The organism is Thiogranum longum (assembly GCF_004339085.1).
Classification (GTDB): domain Bacteria; phylum Pseudomonadota; class Gammaproteobacteria; order DSM-19610; family DSM-19610; genus Thiogranum; species Thiogranum longum.
Map to the genome: position 1 here is coordinate 1,043,028 of NZ_SMFX01000001.1, position 21,985 is coordinate 1,065,012.

The 21,985-nt window shown below is 55.2% G+C and carries 26 protein-coding genes; 18 read left to right on the forward strand and 8 right to left on the reverse strand.

Annotated elements, in window-relative coordinates; genetic code table 11:
- Position 1: 1 nt before the first annotated feature.
- From DFR30_RS05255 to ppx, 14 genes are all read left to right on the forward strand, one after another.
- Complete coding sequence (locus DFR30_RS05255) at positions 2–715, forward strand: site-2 protease family protein (RefSeq protein ID WP_243640681.1); 714 nt, start codon at positions 2–4, stop codon at positions 713–715.
- Between the two features lie 29 nt (positions 716–744).
- Positions 745–1,953: a tryptophan--tRNA ligase gene (locus tag DFR30_RS05260; protein ID WP_132971663.1), complete on the forward strand. Its 1,209-nt coding sequence runs from the start codon at positions 745–747 to the stop codon at positions 1,951–1,953.
- A 204-nt stretch (positions 1,954–2,157) separates the two neighbouring features.
- Positions 2,158–3,021 (forward strand): segregation and condensation protein A, encoded by an 864-nt coding sequence (locus DFR30_RS05265; protein ID WP_132971664.1) that lies wholly within the window; start codon positions 2,158–2,160, stop codon positions 3,019–3,021.
- 19 nt (positions 3,022–3,040) lie between these two features.
- On the forward strand, positions 3,041–3,775 hold the full coding sequence (gene scpB, locus DFR30_RS05270) for an SMC-Scp complex subunit ScpB (RefSeq protein ID WP_132971665.1): 735 nt from the start codon (positions 3,041–3,043) through the stop codon (positions 3,773–3,775).
- A 12-nt stretch (positions 3,776–3,787) separates the two neighbouring features.
- Complete coding sequence (gene rluB, locus DFR30_RS05275) at positions 3,788–4,612, forward strand: 23S rRNA pseudouridine(2605) synthase RluB (RefSeq protein WP_132971666.1); 825 nt, start codon at positions 3,788–3,790, stop codon at positions 4,610–4,612.
- Positions 4,613–4,682: 70 nt separating this feature from the next.
- Positions 4,683–6,146 (forward strand): pyruvate kinase, encoded by a 1,464-nt coding sequence (pyk, locus tag DFR30_RS05280; protein ID WP_132971667.1) that lies wholly within the window; start codon positions 4,683–4,685, stop codon positions 6,144–6,146.
- A 51-nt stretch (positions 6,147–6,197) separates the two neighbouring features.
- Positions 6,198–7,634, forward strand: coding sequence for an FAD-dependent oxidoreductase (locus DFR30_RS05285; protein WP_132971668.1), 1,437 nt, complete (start codon positions 6,198–6,200; stop codon positions 7,632–7,634).
- A 26-nt stretch (positions 7,635–7,660) separates the two neighbouring features.
- Positions 7,661–7,843 (forward strand): hypothetical protein, encoded by a 183-nt coding sequence (locus DFR30_RS05290; RefSeq protein WP_132971669.1) that lies wholly within the window; start codon positions 7,661–7,663, stop codon positions 7,841–7,843.
- Between the two features lie 271 nt (positions 7,844–8,114).
- Positions 8,115–9,197, forward strand: a complete 1,083-nt coding sequence (locus DFR30_RS05295) for an SLC13 family permease (protein WP_132971670.1) — start codon at positions 8,115–8,117, stop codon at positions 9,195–9,197.
- A gap of 95 nt (positions 9,198–9,292) precedes the next feature.
- Positions 9,293–9,901 (forward strand): hypothetical protein, encoded by a 609-nt coding sequence (locus tag DFR30_RS05300; protein ID WP_132971671.1) that lies wholly within the window; start codon positions 9,293–9,295, stop codon positions 9,899–9,901.
- Positions 9,902–10,150: 249 nt separating this feature from the next.
- Complete coding sequence (locus DFR30_RS05305; RefSeq protein ID WP_132971672.1) at positions 10,151–10,525, forward strand: hypothetical protein; 375 nt, start codon at positions 10,151–10,153, stop codon at positions 10,523–10,525.
- Between the two features lie 67 nt (positions 10,526–10,592).
- The gene (locus DFR30_RS05310; protein WP_132971673.1) at positions 10,593–10,871 is read left to right on the forward strand and encodes a hypothetical protein; all 279 of its coding nucleotides are present in this window, start codon (positions 10,593–10,595) and stop codon (positions 10,869–10,871) included.
- A gap of 235 nt (positions 10,872–11,106) precedes the next feature.
- Entirely contained in the window at positions 11,107–11,733 is a 627-nt protein-coding gene (gene can, locus DFR30_RS05315) for a carbonate dehydratase (protein ID WP_132971674.1), read from the forward strand.
- A 26-nt stretch (positions 11,734–11,759) separates the two neighbouring features.
- Positions 11,760–13,265, forward strand: a complete 1,506-nt coding sequence (gene ppx / locus DFR30_RS05320; protein ID WP_132971675.1) for an exopolyphosphatase — start codon at positions 11,760–11,762, stop codon at positions 13,263–13,265.
- 8 nt (positions 13,266–13,273) lie between these two features.
- Here ppx and DFR30_RS05325 read toward each other — a convergent pair whose 3' ends face one another.
- A complete protein-coding gene (locus tag DFR30_RS05325; RefSeq protein WP_132971676.1) occupies positions 13,274–13,546 on the reverse strand; it encodes a hypothetical protein in 273 nt (90 codons plus the stop codon).
- 23 nt (positions 13,547–13,569) lie between these two features.
- On the reverse strand, positions 13,570–14,553 hold the full coding sequence (gene ppk2, locus DFR30_RS05330) for a polyphosphate kinase 2 (RefSeq protein WP_243640682.1): 984 nt from the start codon (positions 14,551–14,553) through the stop codon (positions 13,570–13,572).
- Between the two features lie 197 nt (positions 14,554–14,750).
- Between ppk2 and dcd the strand changes: the two genes are divergently transcribed.
- The gene (dcd, locus tag DFR30_RS05335) at positions 14,751–15,320 is read left to right on the forward strand and encodes a dCTP deaminase (protein WP_132971677.1); all 570 of its coding nucleotides are present in this window, start codon (positions 14,751–14,753) and stop codon (positions 15,318–15,320) included.
- A gap of 11 nt (positions 15,321–15,331) precedes the next feature.
- On the opposite strand, the gene DFR30_RS05340 is transcribed toward dcd, so the two are convergent.
- Genes DFR30_RS05340 through purM form a run of 3 tightly spaced genes read right to left on the reverse strand, consistent with a single transcriptional unit; the run spans position 15,332 to position 17,824 of the window.
- Entirely contained in the window at positions 15,332–16,117 is a 786-nt protein-coding gene (locus DFR30_RS05340) for a DUF3108 domain-containing protein (protein ID WP_132971678.1), read from the reverse strand.
- Complete coding sequence (gene purN, locus DFR30_RS05345) at positions 16,114–16,773, reverse strand: phosphoribosylglycinamide formyltransferase (protein WP_132971679.1); 660 nt, start codon at positions 16,771–16,773, stop codon at positions 16,114–16,116. Before purN ends, DFR30_RS05340 begins: the two co-directional genes overlap by 4 nt.
- Positions 16,766–17,824 (reverse strand): phosphoribosylformylglycinamidine cyclo-ligase, encoded by a 1,059-nt coding sequence (gene purM, locus DFR30_RS05350; protein WP_132971680.1) that lies wholly within the window; start codon positions 17,822–17,824, stop codon positions 16,766–16,768. Before purM ends, purN begins: the two co-directional genes overlap by 8 nt.
- A gap of 139 nt (positions 17,825–17,963) precedes the next feature.
- On the opposite strand from purM, the gene DFR30_RS05355 reads away from it, so the two are divergent.
- Genes DFR30_RS05355 through hda form a run of 3 tightly spaced genes read left to right on the forward strand, consistent with a single transcriptional unit; the run spans position 17,964 to position 20,270 of the window.
- Positions 17,964–19,019, forward strand: coding sequence for a DUF2066 domain-containing protein (locus DFR30_RS05355; protein WP_132971681.1), 1,056 nt, complete (start codon positions 17,964–17,966; stop codon positions 19,017–19,019).
- Positions 19,020–19,029: 10 nt separating this feature from the next.
- Positions 19,030–19,575, forward strand: a complete 546-nt coding sequence (locus tag DFR30_RS05360; protein WP_132971682.1) for a CDP-alcohol phosphatidyltransferase family protein — start codon at positions 19,030–19,032, stop codon at positions 19,573–19,575.
- Positions 19,572–20,270 carry a DnaA regulatory inactivator Hda gene (gene hda, locus DFR30_RS05365; RefSeq protein WP_132971683.1) on the forward strand — a complete coding sequence of 233 codons (699 nt, stop codon included), beginning with the start codon at positions 19,572–19,574 and terminating at the stop codon, positions 20,268–20,270. The genes DFR30_RS05360 and hda overlap by 4 nt, the downstream gene beginning before the upstream one ends.
- A gap of 145 nt (positions 20,271–20,415) precedes the next feature.
- Here the strand turns inward: hda and DFR30_RS05370 are convergent, their stop codons facing one another.
- Genes DFR30_RS05370 through arsC form a run of 3 tightly spaced genes read right to left on the reverse strand, consistent with a single transcriptional unit; the run spans position 20,416 to position 21,727 of the window.
- Positions 20,416–20,781: a DUF2069 domain-containing protein gene (locus DFR30_RS05370; protein WP_132971684.1), complete on the reverse strand. Its 366-nt coding sequence runs from the start codon at positions 20,779–20,781 to the stop codon at positions 20,416–20,418.
- The gene (gene wrbA, locus DFR30_RS05375) at positions 20,778–21,374 is read right to left on the reverse strand and encodes an NAD(P)H:quinone oxidoreductase (protein ID WP_132971685.1); all 597 of its coding nucleotides are present in this window, start codon (positions 21,372–21,374) and stop codon (positions 20,778–20,780) included. Before wrbA ends, DFR30_RS05370 begins: the two co-directional genes overlap by 4 nt.
- 2 nt (positions 21,375–21,376) lie before the next feature.
- Entirely contained in the window at positions 21,377–21,727 is a 351-nt protein-coding gene (gene arsC, locus DFR30_RS05380; protein ID WP_132971686.1) for an arsenate reductase (glutaredoxin), read from the reverse strand.
- Between the last annotated feature and the right edge of the window lie 258 nt (positions 21,728–21,985).

Sequence of the window (21,985 nt, forward strand, 5' to 3'; positions counted from 1 at the left end):
AATGTTACAAACCGTTTTTATGCAGGACCTGACGCTGGTACAGCAGGTCAGTGCCTGGTTGTTGCCGGTGTTACTGGCGATTACCGTCCACGAAGTCGCTCACGGCTGGGTTGCGCGTATGTTCGGCGATCATACGGCCGAAATGATGGGCCGCCTGTCGCTCAACCCGCTGCGCCACGTCGATCCGATCGGTACCATTGTTGTGCCCGGGCTGATGTTGCTGATGCCTGGCGGTTTTGTGTTCGGCTGGGCCAAACCGGTCCCGGTCGACTGGCGTAATTTGCGGCGCCCCAAGCAGGATATGGTGTGGGTTGCCGCTGCCGGGCCGGCCGTCAACCTGGTGATGGGTCTGGGCTGGGCGCTGGTGGCGAGACTGGCGCTGGGCCTGCCGGCAGACAGCGGCATGGCACTGCCCCTGTTATTGATGGGCGTGGCCGGTATTCTGATCAACACCGTGCTGGCTGTCCTGAACATGCTGCCACTGCCACCGCTGGACGGCGGGCGCGTGCTGACCGGCCTGCTGCCGACGCGCTATGCCATACCTTTTTCACGTATCGAGCCCTATGGGTTCTGGATACTGATCTTTTTACTGATGACCGGGTCACTGGGCTGGTTGATGCGGCCGATGATGAACTTCGTACTGGGCCTTATGGTATCGGCTTCCGGTCTGCGTGTATGGGACTTTCAGCGTTTGCTGGATGCATTGATGTCGTGAATACAGAAATTTTAAGGAGCTGATCGACCTTGGCAAGCGCAACTGATAACCGGGTACTGTCAGGCATGCGACCGACCGGTCGCCTGCATCTTGGCCACTACCACGGTGTACTGAAAAACTGGGTGAACCTGCAGCATGAATATGACTGTTACTTCTTTGTTGCCGACTGGCACGCACTGACCACCCATTACGAAGACCCGCAGATCATCAGCGACAGCGTACTGGATATGGTCATCGACTGGCTGGCTGCCGGCGTCAACCCGGCCAGCGCCAAGTTATTTGTGCAGTCTGATGTGCCGCAGCACGCCGAATTGCATTTACTGTTATCCATGATTACACCACTGGGCTGGCTGGAGCGGGTGCCAAGCTACAAGGACCAGCAGGAGAAGTTGCGTGAACGTGATCTCGCGACTTACGGTTTCCTCGGTTACCCCTTGTTGCAAAGCGCGGACATCCTGATCTACCGCGCCGGATCTGTGCCTGTCGGTGAGGACCAGGTCGCGCACGTCGAGCTGACGCGTGAAGTGGCGCGCCGTTTCAATCACCTCTACGGTCGCGAACCGGACTTTGAGGAAAAGGCCGACGCGGCCATCAGGAAGATGGGCAAGAAAAACGCCAAACTGTATCGCGAGCTGCGCAAGCGCTACCAGGAGCAGGGCGATACCGAAGCACTGGACACCGGTCGCGCACTGCTCGACAGCCAGGGCAACCTGGCGATGGGTGATCGTGAGCGCTTGTTCGGCTACCTTGAAGGGGGCGGGCGAATCATCCTGCCCGAACCGCAGGCACTGCTGACACCGGCCTCGAAAATGCCCGGCCTGGACGGGCAGAAAATGTCCAAGTCCTACGGCAACACCATCGCCCTGCGCGACGACCCGGACGAAGTGGAAAAGAAACTGCGTACCATGCCTACCGACCCGGCGCGCGTGCGCCGCGACGACCCCGGCAACCCGGACAAGTGCCCGGTATTCCAGCTGCACCAGGTGTACTCGGACGACAACCGCCTGCAATGGGTGCGCGAAGGCTGCACCTCGGCGGGTATTGGCTGCCTGGACTGCAAACAGCCGATCATCGACGCCGTACGCAGTGAGCTGGCGCCAATCCGTGAACGTGCCCGCGAATTTGAGGAAGACCCGCAGCTGGTGCGTAATATTCTGCGTGAAGGTGGAGAGGCTGCGCGTGATGTAGCGGAAGAGACAATGGCTGAAGTAAGAGCTGTAATTGGTTTGAATTACTAGAGAAATTTCACTTAAACTTTCATACCGGCAATGTAAACCTGACCCGTCATACCGGCGCAGGCCGGTATCCATGTGGCCCCGTGCCATGGATTCCGGCCTGCGCCGGAATGAGAGGGTTGCCGGAATGACGGGTTTACGATTCAGTCCGGTTTCCAACAGCCCCACGGGTGTTACAATGCCTCCAACATCATCAGGGCTTATTGAATGACCGACACGCTGGCGCCACAGGACAACACTCCCGAACAAGCCGAAATGCCGTTTGCCTTTGTGCAGGGCGAAGCGGTCACGACACTGCCCAAAGACCTCTACATCCCGCCGGATGCGCTGGAGGTTTTTCTCGAGGCATTCGAAGGCCCGCTGGATCTGTTGTTGTACCTGATCCGCCGGCAGAACCTCGACGTGCTCGATATCCCGATTGCCGAAATCACCCGCCAGTACATGGACTACATCGACCTGATGCAGGACCTGCGGCTGGAGCTGGCCGCCGAGTACCTGGTAATGGCCGCCATGCTGGCCGAGATCAAGTCGCGCATGTTGTTGCCGCGCGTGGTGGAAAGCGAAGAGGAAGACGACCCGCGTGCCGAGCTGGTACGCCGCCTGCAGGAGTACGAACGCTACAAACAGGCTGCCGAAGATGTTGACCACCTGCCCCGTGTGGGACGCGACGTATTCCCGGTGGAGCTGGTCGGCCCCGAAAAACAGGCTGTGCCGAGGCCGCCGGAAGTCTCATTGCAGGAACTGCTGATTGCTGCGCGCGAGGCCATGACGCGCGCCGAGATGTTCACCAGTCACCATATCCAGATGGAGCCGTTGTCAGTTCGCGAGCGCATGTCGGCGGTCCTGGACTGCATCGGTGAAAAAGATTTCACCCCCTTCGGCAAACTGTTTACCGTCGAAGAGGGACGCATGGGTGTCGTTGTATCACTGCTGGCAGTACTGGAACTGATAAAGGAGTCCCTCATCGAGCTGGTGCAGTCAGAGCCCTTTGCGCCCATTTACATCAAGGCCGCGGGTTCGCACGCAGTGCTGGAAGAAGACGAACTGCCGGCGGTGTCCGGTGAATCCTGAACACGGGAACAGGAAAGCTATGAGCGAGAGCGATACACGTATCAAATACATTGTGGAGTCCGTGCTGCTGGCGTCCGGCAAGCCGCTGACGCTGGACAACATCCTTGCCGTGTTCGGTGACGGTGAAAAACCCGAACGTGACCAGATCCGCGACGCCATCACGGCACTCCAGGAAGACTACGCGGAGCGCGGTATCGAGCTGGTGCAGGTCGGCAGTGGTTACCGTATCCAGGTCGGGCAGGACATGGAGCCCTGGGTGTCGCGCCTTACCGAAGAAAAACCGCAGCGTTACACACGGGCACTGCTGGAAACCCTGGCGCTGGTTGCATACCGGCAACCGATCACGCGCGGCGAAATCGAAGACATCCGTGGCGTCAGTGTCAGCAGCTCGATCATGAAGACCCTGCAGGACCGTGAGTGGGTGCGTGTGGTCGGTCATCGTGATGTACCGGGCCGCCCGGCCATGTATGGCACTACCAAAAAATTCCTCGACTACTTCAACCTCAAGGGGCTGGATGACCTGCCCACCCTGATGGAGCTGCGTGATTTTGATTCCATCAACGCCGAACTGGAACTGGCCATGCCGGGGGAAGCCGCACCGGATCTGACAATCGTCGACAATGAAGATGCCGCTGTGGAGACCGAAGCCGAAGAGACGGCATCGGATGATACAGGTCTTCAGGCAGACGACGAATCCGCAACCGTTGTGCAGGTGGCTGTCGATACCCAAGACCCGCCCGGCACCATTCACTAGTTTCCACACCCTATGGAAGAGCGTTTACAAAAAGTTCTGGCGAAAGCCGGCCTGGGTTCGCGACGCCAGATGGAAGCGTGGATTCGCGAAGGTCGCGTCGAAGTCGATGGCCAGCGCGCCGAGCTGGGACAGAAGGTGAGCGAAACCCAGCGTATCGTGGTGGACGGACGCCGTGTGCACCTCAAGCCGGCCAACAGCGACGCACCGGAAGTCATCGTCTACCACAAACCGCTCGGTGAGGTCAGCAGCCGCGATGACCCGGAAGGGCGCCCGACGGTATTTCACAACCTTCCAAAGCCGCGCCAGGGCCGCTGGATCAGTGTCGGCCGGCTGGATATCAATACCTCCGGGCTGTTGCTGTTCACCACCGATGGCGAACTGGCGCATCGCCTCATGCACCCCTCGCAGGAAATCGAACGTGAATACGCCGTGCGGCTGCTGGGTGATGTCGACATGCCCATGCTGGAACGGCTGGTCGATGGCGTCGAACTGGAAGAGGGTGTGGCGCGTTTTGCCGCCATTGAAGAATCCGGCGGCAGTGGCGCCAACCGCTGGTTTCATGTCATTCTCAAGGAAGGGCGCAACCGCGAAGTGCGTCGACTGTGGGAATCACAGGGCGTCAAGGTCAGCCGGCTGACACGCGTGCGCTACGGTCCGGTGATACTGGAACGCAAGTTGCGCCAGGGGAAGTCGCGGCCACTGCTTGCCGATGAAATGAAAGCACTCTACGAAGCCGCCGGGCTGGACACGCCGGTGATCGTGGCACCCGCACCCGAGAAACGAATACAGCGTTCATCCCGCAAGCCGAGACAGCACGCGGCGCGCAAGCGACACTGAACGGGTCGCACGTGACAAAACACGGTGCAGCGGTCATGCTATGCGTGTATTGAATTAATGGACGGAAAGCATGCCCCGCAAGACCTTTGACAGAAAAGCTGTCGCGCTGCAATGGCGCAGAACCAAAATTATCGCCACCCTCGGGCCGGCCTCGGATACACCGGAGATGGTCGCAAAGCTGATCGACGCCGGGGTAGACCTGTTTCGCATCAACATGTCACACGGCGATCAGGCGACACACCGCAAGACCGTCAGACATGTGCGCCGCGCCGCAAAAGCCGCCGGGCGGCACGTCGCTATCCTCATGGACCTGTGTGGCCCGAAAATTCGCGTCGGCAACTTCGAGTCCGGCAGTATCCAGCTTAAAAACGGCAGCACGGTTGTCGTAACCACGCGCCCCGTGACCGGCAAGCCCGGCCTGATACCGTCCCAGTACAAATCCCTGCACAAGGACGTCAAGCCCGGCGAGCGCATCCTGCTCGACGATGGCAACCTGGCGTTACGCGTCGTGGCAGTGAAAGGCAAGGATGTGACCTGCAAGGTCGTGGAAGGCGGCGTACTGTCAAACCACAAGGGCATGAACCTGCCCAACTCGAAACTTTCCACCTCGGCGCTGACCGCCAAGGACCGAGCCGATGTGCAACTGGCGGTCGAGGCAGACGTAGACTTTGTGGCGCTCAGTTTCGTCCGCCATGCCCGCGATGTACAGCAGCTGGCGCGCTACCTGAAACGGCTCGATAGCAATATCCCGATTGTCAGCAAGATCGAACACCCGGATGCCGTCGCCAATATCGACGACATCATGAATGAGTCCTACGGCATTATGATCGCGCGTGGTGATCTCGGGATCGAATTACCGGCAGAGAAAGTGCCGCTGATCCAGCGCGAACTGATACAGAAGTCGCGCCAGCTCGGAATACCGGTCATCGTGGCGACACAGATGCTGGAATCCATGATGACCCACTCGCGTCCGACCCGCGCCGAGGTCACCGACGTGGCCGGTGCCGCCATGCTCAGCGCCGATGCCGCCATGCTGTCGGGTGAATCCGCCGCCGGCAAATACCCGCTGCAGGCCGTTCAGACCATGGACCGTATCCTGCGCGAGGTGGAGCGTCACCAGTGGCAGGAAGGGCACTTCGCCATCGAGTCGATTGCCGACCGTGCTCAAAAATTCCATTTTGTACGTGAATCCATGGCGCACGCCGCCGTGCAACTTACCCACGACCTGGAAGTGGAAGCCATTATTGTGCCCACGCATACCGGCACCACGGCGCGTATCATGGCGGCACACCGGCCACTGCCGCCGGCCGTTGGTGTCTGCTCCGATATCCGGGTATGCCGCCAGATGGCATTACACTGGGGCATCGTGCCGGTTTATGAGCCCAAGGCGCGCGGCCGCAACTGGAGGACCATCTGCACGCACATCTCAAAGCAGTGCCGGCTGGGTGAGAGCGGGCACGATGTGTTGCTGGTATCCGGCTTCAACGATGACCCGGTCAAGAACGAACCGGTATTGAAGCTGATGCATTTATAAAACGCCTGCGCGGCCGCTAAAAGGCGCAACGGAACAGGGAAATACGTTGCCATGGGTTCACACCAGTACGACCTGCTGATTATCGGCGCCGGCGTGTCAGGTACCGCGCTGTTGTATGAAACCGCAAAATACACCGATATAAAGCATATCGGCGTCATTGAAAAATATGCCGCCCCGGCACGCGTTAACTCCCTGTCCAGCAACAACAGCCAGACCCTGCACTGCGGCGACATCGAAACCAACTACACGCTGGAAAAAGCACTCAAGGTGCAGCGCGCAGCGCGCATGCTGGCCAACTACTGCCTCAGCCAGCCTGACAAGGATCACCTGATCTACGCCTACCCGAAAATGGTACTCGGCGTCGGCGAATCTGAATGCCAGTTATTGCGTGAGCGTTTCGAAGTATTCGGGCCCCACTATCCCAACCTGAAACTACTGGAAAAGAAAGCTATCGCCCGCATCGAACCGGCCGTGGTCACACTTGCCAACGGCCGTATTCGTGAACAGGAGATCGTCGCTCTCGGCTCCACGGATGAATACACCGCCGTCAACTTCGAAGCGCTGTCGCGCTCCTTCGTACGCCAGGCGCTGGCCGTCGAAGGAAAAGATATCGATATCCACTACAACGAGACGGTTCATCACATCAAGATCGAGGACGAGCGTTTCCTGGTAGAGACCGGCGGTACCTGCTACCAGACTCGTGCGCTGGTGGTATGCGCCGGAGGCCACAGCCTGAAGCTGGCGCAGGATCTGGGCTATGGTCTGCACTATTCCTGCCTGCCTGTGGCGGGGAGTTATTACTTCACACCCCAGAACCTGAACGGCAAGGTGTACACCGTCCAGAACGACAAACTGCCGTTTGCCGCCATCCACGGCGACCCGGATGTACTGGTGCCGGGCAAGACGCGCTTTGGCCCCACCGCGCTGATCCTGCCGATACTCGAACGCTACAACTACCGCACCCTGCCTGATTTCCTGCGCGTATTCCGTTTCGACCGCCGCGTGGCGAAGGTGTTGTGGGACCTGTTCCGGGTTGCCGATATACGCAACTACATGCTCAAGAATATTTTGTTTGAAGTGCCGGTGATTCGTAAATTCCTTTTCCTGCGCGACGTGCGGAAAATCGTTCCGTCTTTACGCTGGCGCGATCTTACCTTCGCACGCAAGGTCGGCGGTATCCGTCCCCAGCTGATCGATAAAATAAAAGGTGTACTACTGATGGGCGAGGCCAAGATCAATCCGGGCAACGGAGTGATATTCAACATGACACCTTCCCCGGGTGGCACTTCGTGCATGGAGAACGCCGAGATCGACATGCGCATAGTCGCCAAACACCTTGGTGCAAGCATAAACGAGGATGCGCTGAAAAGTGACCTGCTGGGCGAAGATAAAGAACACGGTGAAGAAGACTTTACCGGCCGCCTTCTCGACGATTCCGGCAGTGAAGAGGGTCTGTTCAGACGCCTTTCGAGGCGATTCAGAAAGTAGGCAACCACAGGAGGCTTCACAGGGAAGTGAAAGCAACGTTTAAACCGGTATCAGTACGCACCGGCTTTAACGAAAGGGATCTCAGGTCACTGGTAAAGCGTGCTGGTGGCTACTGGAACCCGGACAAGAAAGCCTGGACTCTGTCCTGCATGGCGGCACATGATCCTGGGCTTGAAAAACGTATACTTGACGAATCTTTAGATTTATAGTTTATGTATCTATATATAAGGTAGAGGGTAATCGTGTAATTTGGGGGTCGGATACCGGGCGCTGGCGAACACACCCAATGGATTCAAAGGTTTCTTTCAAAGTGACTGACAGCTCGGTAACGGTCGTAGATGCATATGGCGATGGATCGTCGAGCAAGGAAAATATTCTCTGGAACAACTTGGGAAATAAGAAGCTGACCAGGCGCCCCAGTCGGACGCTTTGCGTCGCTGGGCTTAGACGTTAGCCTCAAATCTAACCACAGGAGCGTTATTGAAAGCCCAAGTAACATTCATTGATTTTGTTCTAAAAGAGTGGCTGGTCATTGCCTCGGGTGCTGGTTTTACGCTGACGACTTTTTATACAAAGCATTTTCCGGTCTACTCAACCAATGAAATAGAGGTATTGTTCATACTATTTGTTCTATTCGTTGCGGTTAATGGTTTGCAGAAAAGTGGGCTGATATTAAAAATCGCCCAAAGCATAGAAAAGGGTAAAGTCATACCTTTAAAGCTGGTGCTGGCAACCTTTTTCTTGTCCATGCTGGTAACAAATGATATTGCGTTAATAGTCATTGTTCCGCTTACGTTATCACTTAACATCAATCGAAAAGATATTCTGGTTATTTTGGAGGCATTAGCGGCCAATTCTGGTTCAGCATTGACACCGGTTGGCAATCCGCAGAACCTTTATATTTACTGGTTTTACGGTATTCATCCTGATGCATTCATAAAAACAATCGCCCCATTTTCATTGGTTTTTCTTGGTCTGCTAATTGTTTCTTCAATTCTTGTTAAAATCCAAAATGATTTACAGGAAGTTCAAGTACAGAAAATCAACAAAAAGGCATATCTTTACGGTGTGTTGCTTATTGTTGTTCTTCTAACAGTCTTCCGTGTTTTCCCTGTTTCAGCCGGGTTTGTTGTCATTCTTTTTGCGCTCGCATTCGACCGAAAAGCCTTGTGTATTGATTATGCACTACTATTCAGCTTCTTTTTCTTTTTTGGTATTGCAGACAATCTAAAGACTATACTGACCTCGGAAATAAGCCATTCAGGGCATATTTTTCTATTTTCAGCCTTGGCAAGCCAAGTCATGAGCAATGTTCCGGCAACGCTATTATTCGCAAAATTTACATCAAACTGGCAGGCGTTGTTATGGGGTGCAAATGCAGGTGGCTTTGGTAGTTTATTTGGTTCATTGGCAAATCTGATAGCCTATAAATTATATGTTACACATGAAGGCACAAATAACGCGGCCATATTTACTGCAAGATTCCTTATAATGGGCTACATGGCACTGTTTGTATCAATAGGCTTATATTTTCTATTGTATCGGCCGGGGGCTTTGTTATGAATCGTCAATGGGCAAACAAGGTGCTGCACCGGACGGTGAACCTGGTTCTTATACATTAATTTCAAACAACCCGACAATCATTAATTGGGAGATCCATGATGAAAGTACTTAATTATATTCTTGCGGCATGTTTAGCAACCAGTCTGTCAATAGCTGTAGCTAATACAAATGGTTTTGTTGCCGTTCCTGCATCAGCCTTTTCAGAAATAGATAGCAAAAGCTCTGATGAGCCTGGCAGTTACAAGGGAAACTCGACGGGAACTTCGCGTGATTTTAAAGGCACAATGTTTGCGCCTGTAAATCTGCCTCATGGCTCTATTGTTACCTCTTTTGCATGTGGAGGAAAAACAAATGGTGGTTTTCTGGTTGGCTTCAAATTACGCCGAAATGAACCGCAGCAGGAAAATATTGACATGGCATCAATAGAAAGTGCCAGAGAAACCGAAGAAGGTCTGATTAACACGGGTATGGGTATAGCTGGGTATCAATTTCTAAATACCAATTCTATTGGTTCTGCGAACATCGATAACTCAAAGTTCAATTATTTCATTGCTGCTTCACCAATAAATCCTTTGCCAAATACCACCTCTCCAATAAGACCTAACTGTATTGATAGATGCGTAAGCGTGAATTATTGCAATGTGGGTTACACCATTGTGGAGCCTGATCCCAGCGAGAATGCCGGGACAACAGCAGGACATTGAAACGACAGCCTGGCATCAGTCCTGTTTAAGCTGACAAATTAATGGGGTCGGTGACAAATGGACTAATTTTCGATAGCCAACTAGAATTAATTGTTACCGCCCCCTTTGTACACTTTGGAAAAGAAATCGAGCGGTAATTGAAGAAAATGCATAACAAACGTATCAAAGGCGATGCTCGTACCTCGCGCGCTTTATGCGGGCGTTATGTTTATTGTGTCCGCACCCTTGGGTTTTGAGTCGAGATAGTTTGTGAAAAGATCAACAAAAGCAGCCCTTCTTTCAGGCTTGATATTCCCTGGTACCGGGCATCTGTACTTGAAGCGATATGTCCATGGCGCCATATTGTGTATGGCTTCAGCTACCGCAATTTATTTCATTGTCTCTGCTATTGTGACCACGGCGCTTGAGGTTGTCGAAAAAATCCAAAACGGAAATGGCGCTGTTGCGCTTGATATGGCGACCATCACGGATTTGGTGTCACAACAGTCAAGTGGTAGTGAACAACCAATGAATATAGCCACGGTTGCGTTGGTCGTTTGTTGGGTTATAGGTATCGTCGATTCGTATCGACAGGGGCGTGCACAGGAAAAGCTCGATGATGTGGAGGGTGAAAAAGAATCATGACAACGCCCTCGAGTTCAGCAAGTAACGCCGGGCTCAGAACGCAGTTTAAAAACGGGTAAAAAGAACTATGAAAAATATTACAGGCAATGTGGATGTTGCGAGAATTGAAGAAGCCATTCATATGCTGAATTCAAACGTTGAACAAGAGAGAATCAAATCTTTCGTCGCAATATTGGAAGCAATAAAGCAAGACCCTGGACAGGAATCACTTTTAGTGCAGCTTCGTGATGCATTTCAGAATCTTGGTATAACCCAGGGTGCAGTTTTAACCTATGCGTCCTCTATTTATGATCTGATAGTTGATGATCCCTTCGGTGAGAATGAACCGGATTCGGACGATAATTAATTCCAGATAAAAGTATAAAACGGGGAGCCCCCCTTTTATTGAAACCCGCGCTATTGCGGAACGCTCCTGTCGTCGTTCAGGCAAGCCATTAATGCTATCAGAAGGCACTGATAAAACGGGGCTGAATATTGGTATAATCAGCAATATAGCGAGCGATGATTACAGGGTCTTTGTTTGCGGAGAATTATGAAATCCAGGTCGTTGCGTGAGAAATGTGTACAGGAGTTCCCGGGTCATGAAAACGTTAAAGCATCTGTTTGAAAGAAATCAGGCCTGGGCCAGTGAAATCAAGGAGCGGGATCCCGATTTTTTCTCGCAGCTCTCAATGCAGCAATCACCGGAATACCTCTGGATTGGTTGTTCCGACAGCAGGGTACCGGCAAACCAGATTGTCAATCTCCCCCCGGGAGAGGTGTTCGTTCATCGCAATATAGCCAACCTTGTCGTTCATACGGACCTGAATTGCCTCTCGGTGATTCAGTTCGCGGTTGATGTGCTGAAAGTAAAGCATATTGTAGTGTGCGGCCATTATGGGTGCGGCGGGATCACTGCAGCTATGGAAAACACAGAGCATGGCCTGATCGATAACTGGTTACGTCACGTGAAAGATGTGGGTCGTTTTAATGCCGACATGTTAAGTGGTCTGGATAATGCGGAAAAGCATGATTTGCTGTGCGAGCTGAATGTAAGGGAACAAGTGATAAATGTTTGCAATACAACCATCGTGCGGGACGCATGGAAGAAGGGTATCGAGCTGGCTGTTCACGGCTGGGTGTACAGCATTGAAGATGGAATCCTGAAAGACCTGGACACCTGTATTACGTCCAAGGAGCAATTGATTGAGACGACTCGCAATGCCTAGCCTGGCCCGGGTGTCGCGCGCCTTATATGGATAAAGACGACGAAAAGCGCATTGTCGCGGCTGTAGATCTTGGTTCCAACAGCTTTCATATGATTGTTGCCCGACTTGAAGAGGAGGGTACTTTATCGATCATAGACAAGCTGCGTGAACCCGTTCGCCTGGGCGAAGGCCTTAAAGGCAATGGCAAGCTCTCACGTGAGGTCACCGACCGTGCGCTGGCTTGCCTGGAGCGGTTTGGGCAGCGTATTCGCAACCTTCCTCACGGCGATGTTCGCGTCGTCGGTACCAACACCTTGCGCGTTGCCACCAATGCTGAAAAATTTGTCGCTGAGGCACAGCGTCTGCTGGGTCATTCAATCGAAATTGTTTCAGGCCGCGAGGAGGCGCGCCTGATCTACCTGGGTGTTGCGCATGGCCGTGCCGCACGGGAAGGCCGGCGACTGGTTGTAGATATTGGTGGTGGTAGTACCGAGCTTATTATCGGTGAAGGTGGTGATTCCCTTCTGCGTGAAAGTCTGTATACCGGCTGCGTCAGCACCAGCAAGGAATTCTTCGATGGTGGTGAGATAACAGAAAAACGCATGAAAGCGGCCATTCTTAATGCCAGTCTTGCGATTCATCCTGTGGCGCAGGATTTCAGGGCAGGCAAGGGCAGGTGGGAGGAGGCGGTGGGCTGTTCGGGCACCATCAAGGCCATCAGGAATATCGCCCAGGCCGAAGGCTGGTGTGACACCGGTATTACGCTCAAATCCCTTTACCAGATGCGTAACCGGTTAATCAAACAGGGGCATGTTGACAGGCTCAGGCTCGAGAGTCTGAAGGAAGATCGGTCGCCGGTACTGCCTGGCGGACTTGCCGTCCTGATTGCTGTTTTTGAAACCTTGGGCATCAAACAAATGCGGGTTTCGGGGCAGGCGCTGAGGGAAGGGCTGCTGTACGACCTGGTCGGACGAATCCAGCACAGGGATGCGCGTGATGCGACGGTGGATTCGGTTGTCAGGCGCTGGAACCTTGATGTCGGCCATGCTGATAACGTGATGCGTACTTCCCTGTTACTGTTCGCGCAGGTCGAGAAAGACTGGAAACTGATCGAGGAGAACCGGCAGCTACTGAAATGGGCCGCGCAACTGCACGAGATTGGTTTGCAAATCTCGCACGGTGCCTACCACAAGCATGGTGCGTACATACTGATGCATGCTGATCTTCCGGGGTTCTCGCGTACCGAGCAGGCTCTTCTGGCAACACTGGTTCTGAATCACCGGCAGAAAATTCGCCTGAACAGTTTCGATGAGCTGGTCAGCCGCGCGCAAAAGCCGGGCCTGCGTCTGTGCATTCTGTTGCGCCTTGCTGTCCTGTTTCACCGTGGGCGAACCGATGAGCAGGTGCCAGATGTTTCAATGGAGCTCGACAGGGAAAAAATAATACTCACATTTCCCGAACGCTGGCTGGAACAGCACTCTCTGACCGACGCAGATTTGCAGAAAGAGGCCCGCTATATTGAGGCCGCGGGATTGTCGCTGGACTACCGTTAGCTGTGATGTCAGGCGTTCTTTTTTCTGAGTTTCTTTTTGATCTTGCTTTTTTTAATGGCTTTTTTTGATTGTTCTTTTACGTATGACTCCATCTGTTTGCTGAGTTTGCGGTGCTTTTCCCTTATGACATCTACATCACCCTTGATCCTGGACTTGGCGTTCTTGACCTTGAGCAAGGCTTTTTCGGCTCGTCGGGCGGCTTTTTCTGCCTTCCTGGCTGCTTTGCGGGCCTTCTTGATAATCAGGTCGAGTTTTTTCTCGGAGGGTTTTTCTTTGGGCACAGCTGTAATCTCCTTGCCTGACGTTATCCCTGAAAAACGGTGGATGATTCACGGTTATTCATGGTCCTGGTAGACCCTACGATGAGCGGGTCCGGTGCTCGCGCTACTATCGGGTCCTTGCTCGGATAATCGAGTTGATGCAGGTAATGCCGCATGCAGTTTATTCGGGCGCGCTTTTTGTCATCCGATTTGATGACAGTCCACGGGGCGTCTGCTGTATCCGTATAGAAAAACATGGTGTTCTTTTCGCGGGTGTACTCATCCCACCTGTTGAGGGATTCGAGATCAATCGGACTCAGCTTCCACTGCTTCAGTGGATCATGACGTCGCGCATGAAACCTGCGCAACTGTTCCTGGCGACTGACCGAGAACCAGAACTTGAACAGGTGCATCCCTGAATTGACGAGCATACGCTCGATCTGTGGTACCTGGCGCAGAAATTCAAGATGTTCGTCCGGAGTACAAAACCCCATTACACGTTCAACACCGGCGCGGTTGTACCAGGAGCGATCATAGAAAACCATTTCACCACGTGTTGGAAGATGTTGTATGTATCGCTGGAAATACCATTGGCCAATTTCACGCTCGGTCGGTTTTTCCAGTGCGACAACATGGGCAGCGCGCGGATTCAGGTGTTCCATGAAGCGTTTTATGGCCCCCCCTTTCCCGGCGGCATCACGACCTTCAAACAGTGCGAGGATGCGCTGGCCACTCTCTTTCACCCAGGCCTGCACTTTCAGCAATTCAATCTGAAGCAGGTGTTTTTCGTTTTCATATTCTTCCAGGCTGATTTTCTCGGGATAAGGGTATTCTCCCAGTTCATAGCTGATCTTCAGCAACTCTTTGCCACCGATAATCTTTGGCGAATCCATTACTTTGTGGGGGTTGGTCATGCGCTTCATCAGTTTGCGAAGCTGCTTTTTGTTTCTTTTCCTGGCGACTACAGGTTTCACCTTTTCGGGGCCAGAATTCTGGATAACGGACACATCTCTCAGGTTAGTCGACACAGCTTTTCCTTTGACGTCGTGATTTTCTGAATTTGGATACTTGTACAAGTATAGTCAGTATCTGTCGGGGTGAGTAGAAAATGCCATGATCCAGGTCAAACTTCAGCGAATCTGCCCTGGATTCATAACGTAGCCACTTTTTTTACGCCTTGTTTCCCGGTATCGTTGCCGCTCGAATTTTCAGTGCAGGGCAGACGATGTCAATTAAATCCGATCAGTGGATTCGCCGCATGGCGGAGCAGGAAGGCATGATTGAGCCATTCGTGGCGGGACAGGTGCGCGAGCACGAGGGGACGGGCCGGGTCATTTCCTACGGCACGTCCAGCTATGGCTACGACATACGCTGCGCGGACGAATTCAAGATTTTCACCAATATCAATTCTGCCGTGGTCGACCCCAAGAATTTTGATGACAACAGTTTTGTCAACGTGAAGTCTGACGTCTGCATTATCCCGCCCAATTCCTTTGCGCTGGCGCGCACGGTGGAGTATTTCCGTATTCCACGCGATGTGCTGACCATCTGCCTGGGCAAGTCGACCTATGCGCGTTGCGGAATTATTGTCAATGTCACTCCGCTGGAGCCGGAGTGGGAAGGGCATGTCACACTGGAGTTCTCCAACACCACACCGTTGCCGGCCAAGATCTACGCCAACGAGGGGGTGGCGCAGGTGTTGTTCCTGGGCGCCGACGAGGTTTGTGAAACCTCTTACCGGGATCGTGGCGGCAAGTACCAGGGGCAGACCGGAGTGACTCTGCCAAAGGCCTGACAGCGGCCAGGCTAGTCGGCCTGGTCCTGGGCAAGGCGCGGGTTGAGATCCAGCTTCTGTAACAGGATTTCCACCTTTACGCCGGCCTTTTTCTGTTTCAGGAAACGTACCGGGAAGTAATCCAGTGCCGGTGCACCCCATACCAGGCTTTTGTCTTTTTTGTCATCCTTGCGTTCAGCGCGGATCGTCTCATAGTCACCGAACGGGAGTGCAATGGTTTCTTTGCCAGTCACCTCGAATACATAGTGTTTGATGCGTCCACGGGTAGCGACCGGGTATTCGAGCCGGGTTTTGCCGTCGCGAAGATCGAGCAGCATGGCCATCTGCATCACCAGGCTGTCGAGTGTGCCTTCGGGCATTTCTATATCCCAGTGCTTACCGGCCCCGCGGTTGGTAACGCGCAGACGTTTCCAGTCGAACAGCAGGTGGGCGTTGTCGTCGTCATCGCCTTCTTCCCGTTCAGAACGAAATTCAAGCGGCTTGATGGTGCCGTCAACGTAGCGCCAGCGGCTACTCTGTACGGATGTGTCTGATCCGAGCAGGGCGGCAACACCGGTCGATTTCGAGCGCTGCCGGTACAGGTATTCGTCAGCGCCCTTGTGCATCAGGGAGAAGGTGGCCTCGCCAACCTTGATGCCGTTCACGCGTACGATGTAATCGGCGACAAACTCCGGAAAGGGTTCTTCTGCTCCGGCCACTATAGGTAGCGCGGGCAAGGATGTGATGACAAGTACGGTGAGCATGGCGAAGTGGCGTGCCAGCAGGCCGGATCTTCTGTTGTCAGGGTGTCGTGTCACGCTGCCTCCAGTTGTTTCGGTGCATCCAGCACTTCGCCATCGAAGTGCAGGCCATCGTCTTCCAGACTGACACGGCCTTCAGCAATCCACTGTATGACAGTGACATAAAGACGGTGTTCCTGTTCCAGCACGCGTTGTTCGAGTGTATCGGCATTATCGTCTGGCAATACGGGTAGGCGTACCTGTGCGATGACCGGGCCACCATCGAGTTCTTCAGTCACGAAATGGACGCTGGCGCCGTGTTCGGTGTGGCCGGCTTCGAGAGCACGACGGTGGGTGTCGAGGCCGCGAAGCTCGGGTAGCAGGGACGGGTGTATGTTAATCAGGCGACCGCTGTAGTGGTGTACAAACGCCGGTGAAAGGATGCGCATGAAGCCGGCCAGCACGACCAGCCCGGGCTTGAACAGGTCGATCATGCCCTGCAGGGCGTGATCATAAGCTTCGCGGTCAGGGTAATCCGCGGCGTCCAGCACCAGTGTGTCGATTGCGCGTTCACTGGCGCAGGCAAGTCCGGGCGCATCGACACGGTTACTGATGACGGCGCTGACCACGGCCGGCAGTTCTCCTGCGTCGATGGCTTCGAGTATGGCTTTCAGGTTGGAGCCACGGCCCGAGATCAGTACCACCAGCTTCAGGGGGGCATGCGTTTCAGTCATTCAGCTCGACGCGCGCCTCGCCTTTGCCGGATTTCACGCTGCCCAGTTGCCAGGCATTTTCGCCCTGTGCTTCAAGCAGCGCGAGGGTCGCATCACAGTTGGACTGCGGTACACAAATGACCATGCCAACGCCGCAGTTGAGGGTGCGGTACATTTCAAAACTGTCGACGTTACCCTGTTCCTGCAACCAGCGAAACACGGCGGGCCATTGCCAGCTGCCGGTGTCGATGCTGGCGACGGTATTGTTTGGCAGCATGCGCGGTAGATTCTCCGGCAGGCCACCACCGGTAACGTGGCACAGGCTGTGGACTTCGACTTTTTCCAGCAGCGCCAGCAGTGACTTGACGTATATGCGGGTCGGTTCCAGCAGCCAGTCAATCAGGGGCTTGCCCTCCAGCGGCATGTCGAAGCCGGCGCCGCTGACTTCAAGGATTTTACGAATCAGTGAATAACCGTTGGAGTGTGGACCGGAGGAGGCCAGTGCAATCAGTGCATCGCCGGCCTGTACTGACTGGCCATCGATGACCTTGTCTTTTTCTACAATGCCGACACAGAAGCCGGCCAGGTCGTAGTCCTCGGCCTTGTACATGCCGGGCATTTCCGCGGTTTCACCACCGATCAGCGCGGCACCCGCCAGTTCGCAGCCACGGCCAATGCCTGTCACCACGTCGGTGGCAATATCGACGTCCAGCTTGCCGGTGGCGTAGTAGTCGAGAAAGAACAACGGTTCCGCGCCCTGCACGATAATGTCATTGGCGCACATGGCCACCAGGTCGATGCCGATGGTGTCGTGTTTGCCGCTGTCAATGGCCAGTTTCAGCTTGGTGCCGACGCCGTCTGTGCCGGACACCAGTAGCGGCTGGCGGTAGCGGTCAAGCGGCAGTTCGAACAGCGCGCCGAAACCTCCCAGGCCGGATACCACACCGGGACGGCGGGTTTTGGCGACTACGGGCTTGATGCGTTCGACGAGGGAATTGCCGGCATCGATATCGACGCCGGCATCACGGTAACTGATCGATGAACCGGAAGATGAGGGTTTCTGGCCGGACACGGCGGACTCCAAACGGGAAATGCGTAATGTTACTAGGAAACTACCCCGGGCGAAATGCACCCGTATGTTGATCCGTGGGTACTGAGACCACTTATCGACCTATGGTAAGGTACAGACTCGATATTTTCGGGGATAGTTGATGAGTGGATTGAGGCTGCGCCAGGTGCTGATCTGTTGTCTGTGCTTGCTGGTGCTTGATCAGAGCGCGTTGGCAGCGCGTCTGGACAACCTGTTCCAGGCCGATGCGCCGGCTAGCGGGCGCGATCCGGCGGCGCGCCAGGCAGCACTGAAACAGGCGCTGGCCACGGTGCTGGTGCGTATCACGGGTGATGCAACCCTTGCCAATAACGGACAAGCTCGTACGTTACTGCGCGAACCCGGCCGTTTCGTCGCCCAGTACCGGTTTAACGAAACGCCGGCGCGCAAGCCGGGTGCAGCCCCGGAACTGCACCTGTGGGCACAATTTGATGAAGTCGCCCTGACGCGCGCGCTACGCGACCTGGGCTTGCCCTACTGGGGTCGGGACCGACCGGACGTACTGGTGTGGCTGGCAGTGGATGACGGTGGCAAACGCTTCCTGGTATCGGATACCAGCCGGAATTCACTGGCTGATACGTTGCACGATGCGGCGCAGCAAAGTGGCTTGCCGGTCAGCCTGCCGCTGCTTGATTTACAGGATCAGCGGGCGGTGAGTTTCTCCGACCTGTGGGGTGGCTTCCTGGGTCCGGTACAGAAAGCATCGGAGCGCTACCGCCCACAGGTCGTGCTGGTTGGTCGTGTGGACCGTTCGCGCAGTGGCTGGAACGGCCAGTGGACGTTGCTGGGTGCTGGTGCCAGTCATAACTGGACGGTGCACGGTGTCAGTGCTGAAGATACTGTACAAAAAGGACTGTCCGAGTCGACCAGCCTGCTGGCATCGCGCTATGCGGTGGTAGCCAGTGACCAGGGCAGTCGACAGGTTTCCGTGCAGGGAATCGACCGCCTGGAAGATTTTGCCCGGGTACAGGGCTACCTGTCATCGCTGAGCCCTGTTGAACAGGTCCAGGTGGCAATGGTGAAAGGTGACGAAGTGCAGTTTTCCCTGCAATTGAGCACCAGCGAACAAAGCCTGGTACGACTGATCCGGCTGGGCCATGTGCTTGAGCCGCTGAGTACTGGAGCCGATGCCCTGTGGCAGTTCCGGCTGATCCGCTGAAGACATCGGTATGCGCGCGCGCGATATTCCCAACCTGATCACTATTGGCCGTATCCTGCTGGTCATCCCGGTGACCTGGGCGCTGCTGGACGGGCGTTACGCGCTGGCGCTGGCACTGTTCTTTATTGCCGGATTTTCCGATGCGCTGGACGGCTTTCTCGCCAAGCATTTCCACTGGACCAGTCGGCTTGGTGCCTTGCTCGATCCGCTTGCAGACAAGGCGTTACTGATTTCCTGCTATGCAGCACTCACATGGAACGCTTTGTTACCGGCCTGGTTATTCGGGCTGGTGGTATTACGTGACGTGGTCATTGTCAGCGGGGCGGTACTGTATAACTTCCGTGTAGAGCGGCTCGATGCACGGCCCACGCTGGTGAGTAAACTGAATACCCTGTTGCAGATCGTGCTGGTGTTGCTGGTGATCTTTCACCAGGCCACCGGTTATGGCGACAGTCAATGGATCACCTGGCTGGTTTATGCCGTTACCCTCAGTATACTCTGGAGCGGACTGGACTATGTGATCACCTGGGGTCGTCGGGCAAGGGATCATTCATGAGTCGTCAGCTGGCGCTGGAGCTCCAGCTGCGGGCCTCCGCACGTTTCTCAAGTTTCGTGGCCGGTCCCAATGCCGAGTTGTTACGTGAGTTACAGCGTCTGGCGGTGTGCGAAGGTGAAAGTTTCATGTTTTGTCGGGGTGCCCGGGGTTCCGGCAAGACGCACCTGTTACAGGCCTGCTGCCATGCCGCAACAGAACATGGCTGTACGGCTGCCTATCTGTCCCTGAATGACATCGACACTATTCCCCCTGAAATACTGGAAGGGTGGGAGCAGTTCGAACTGGTTTGCCTGGACGATATTGAAAATATCGCCGGCAGGCCGGACTGGGAAGAGGGTGTGTTTCATTTCTATAACCGGGTACGTGAGCAGGGCGGCCGTTTGCTGGTCAGCGCGTCGTGTGCACCTGCACAGCTGGATATCACACTGGCGGACTTACAGTCACGGCTAAGCTGGGGCGTGGTGTACCCGATTCATGCCCTGGATGATGAGCAACGCTGCGCAGCCATGCAATTGCGGGCAAAACAGAAAGGCTGCGAGCTGCCGGATGAAACGGCGGTCTACCTTCTGCGCAGGTTGCCGCGTGAATTACCGGCCTTGTTCGACACCCTCGACCGGCTCGACGAGGCGTCGCTGGCGGCGCAGCGCAAGCTTACCGTTCCTTTCGTCAAGTCCGTGTTGCAGTCAGAACGCTAACCTCCGGAACCCTGCCCTGCCCGTCATTGCGAGCGCAGCGAAGCAATCTCTTCGGGCTTGTACCAGCCTGCAGGAGATTGCTTCGCTGCGCTCGCAATGACGGGGGGTTGTCGGGATGGCGCGGGCTTTTGTCGGGATGGCGTGGCTAGGCGGGGGGGTGGCGTCTCGGCGAGGTTGCGCGTATCCAGGCAATACCGCCAGTCAGCCAGCAGGTTGCCAGGATGACTTCCGTAATCGCGCCCCAGCGTGCCACCGGTTCACTCCATGCCTCGATAATCCCGTGAGTGAAATACAGCAGCGACAGGAAAAGGCTCCAGGCAACGGTATAGCGGCGTGCATGCAGCATACCGCGCAGGGCAAAGAACAACGGCAGGGCCAGCAGCGCAATCGCTACCGGGGGAATCAGCAGACCGGGCGGCTTGAACCAGCCAATCCAGACCGGCAGCAGCACCATGATGCCGAAGTAGCCGAGCAGTGTCAGCGCATAAAGAAGCTGTGGCCGTAAACTCACTGCGCTTCGAGCTTTCGCGCTGTTTCGGCGAGGCGTTTCCCCATGGCGTGGCACAGGCGTTGTTCGGCATCGGTCAGCGGGTTCTTGTTGTCGGTGCCGGCCAGGTGGCTGGCGCCATAGGGTGTGCCGCCGGCTTCGGTGTGCAGCAGGTCGGTTTCGCTGTAGGGGATGCCGCTTATCAGCATGCCGTGGTGCAACAGTGGCAGCATCATCGACAGCAACGTGGTTTCCTGGCCGCCGTGCATCGATGAGGTCGAGGTGAAAACGGCCGCCGGCTTGCCGGCCAGGTTGCCGCCCAGCCACAGGCTGCTGGTGGAATCGATAAAATACTTCATGGGCGCTGCCATGTTACCGAAGCGGGTCGGGCTGCCGAGCGCCAGCCCGCTGCAGTCACGCAGTTCTTCCAGGCTGGCATAGGGCGCGCCCTGTTCCGGGATGCTGTCTTCTACAGCTTCACAGACTGTCGATACGGCAGGCACAGTACGCAGCAGTGCCTGCATGCCATCCACTTCTTCCACGCCACGGGCAATGTGTTGCGCCATCTTCTCTGTGGCGCCGTAACGGCTGTAATACAGCACCAGGATAGTGCTCATGATCAGAGAATCTCCAGTACCGTTTCCGGTGGACGTCCAATGGCGGCCTTGCCGTCCTTGATGACGATGGGGCGCTGAATCACCTTCGGGTACTGGACCATCAGGGCGATCAATTGTGCGCGGCCGAGTTCGGGGTTGTCCATGCCCTGTTCGCGGTATTCACTTTCATTACTGCGCATGAGTTGACGCGGTTCCAGCCCGAGCAGTGTCAGGATGTGTTCAAGCTGGTCCGCGTCGGGTGGCGTTTTCAGGTACTCCACCACGTCGGCTTCGATACCGTTTTGCTGCAGTAATTCGAGTGTCTGGCGCGATTTGCTGCAGCGCGGGTTGTGAAAAATGGTAGTGTCAGTCATCAGGTTGGACTCCTTGCAGATCGCGGCGGTATTTTGCGGGATCGCGTCGATGCAGTACAGCGCTTTCTTGACCCTGCCATGGCGCAGTGCTAGCGTGTTAACCCCGTTAGATATAGCGATATAGTGCCTTGTTACGAATGTTCGGATATCAATGCAAAACTTCTGGCCCAGCCACCCCCCGCACCCGGTTTTCCGCCCTGTTGCTGTTGGCCGTCTGCTTGCTTGCCGGCTCCGGCTGCAAGACCGCGCCTGTGCAGG

Excerpts from the sequence above, each read along its gene's own strand:
- DFR30_RS05255 (WP_243640681.1), top strand. The coding sequence starts at position 2 with ATGTTACAAACCGTTTTTATGCAGGACCTGACGCTGGTACAGCAGGTC.
- DFR30_RS05265 (WP_132971664.1), top strand. The coding sequence starts at position 2,158 with ATGACCGACACGCTGGCGCCACAGGACAACACTCCCGAACAAGCCGAA.
- scpB (WP_132971665.1), top strand. The coding sequence starts at position 3,041 with ATGAGCGAGAGCGATACACGTATCAAATACATTGTGGAGTCCGTGCTG.
- rluB (WP_132971666.1), top strand. The coding sequence starts at position 3,788 with ATGGAAGAGCGTTTACAAAAAGTTCTGGCGAAAGCCGGCCTGGGTTCG.
- pyk (WP_132971667.1), top strand. The coding sequence starts at position 4,683 with ATGCCCCGCAAGACCTTTGACAGAAAAGCTGTCGCGCTGCAATGGCGC.
- DFR30_RS05285 (WP_132971668.1), top strand. The coding sequence starts at position 6,198 with ATGGGTTCACACCAGTACGACCTGCTGATTATCGGCGCCGGCGTGTCA.
- DFR30_RS05300 (WP_132971671.1), top strand. The coding sequence starts at position 9,293 with ATGATGAAAGTACTTAATTATATTCTTGCGGCATGTTTAGCAACCAGT.
- DFR30_RS05310 (WP_132971673.1), top strand. The coding sequence starts at position 10,593 with ATGAAAAATATTACAGGCAATGTGGATGTTGCGAGAATTGAAGAAGCC.
- can (WP_132971674.1), top strand. The coding sequence starts at position 11,107 with ATGAAAACGTTAAAGCATCTGTTTGAAAGAAATCAGGCCTGGGCCAGT.
- ppx (WP_132971675.1), top strand. The coding sequence starts at position 11,760 with ATGGATAAAGACGACGAAAAGCGCATTGTCGCGGCTGTAGATCTTGGT.
- dcd (WP_132971677.1), top strand. The coding sequence starts at position 14,751 with ATGTCAATTAAATCCGATCAGTGGATTCGCCGCATGGCGGAGCAGGAA.
- purN (WP_132971679.1), bottom strand. The coding sequence starts at position 16,773 with ATGACTGAAACGCATGCCCCCCTGAAGCTGGTGGTACTGATCTCGGGC.
- DFR30_RS05355 (WP_132971681.1), top strand. The coding sequence starts at position 17,964 with ATGAGTGGATTGAGGCTGCGCCAGGTGCTGATCTGTTGTCTGTGCTTG.
- DFR30_RS05360 (WP_132971682.1), top strand. The coding sequence starts at position 19,030 with ATGCGCGCGCGCGATATTCCCAACCTGATCACTATTGGCCGTATCCTG.
- hda (WP_132971683.1), top strand. The coding sequence starts at position 19,572 with ATGAGTCGTCAGCTGGCGCTGGAGCTCCAGCTGCGGGCCTCCGCACGT.
- wrbA (WP_132971685.1), bottom strand. The coding sequence starts at position 21,374 with ATGAGCACTATCCTGGTGCTGTATTACAGCCGTTACGGCGCCACAGAG.
- arsC (WP_132971686.1), bottom strand. The coding sequence starts at position 21,727 with ATGACTGACACTACCATTTTTCACAACCCGCGCTGCAGCAAATCGCGC.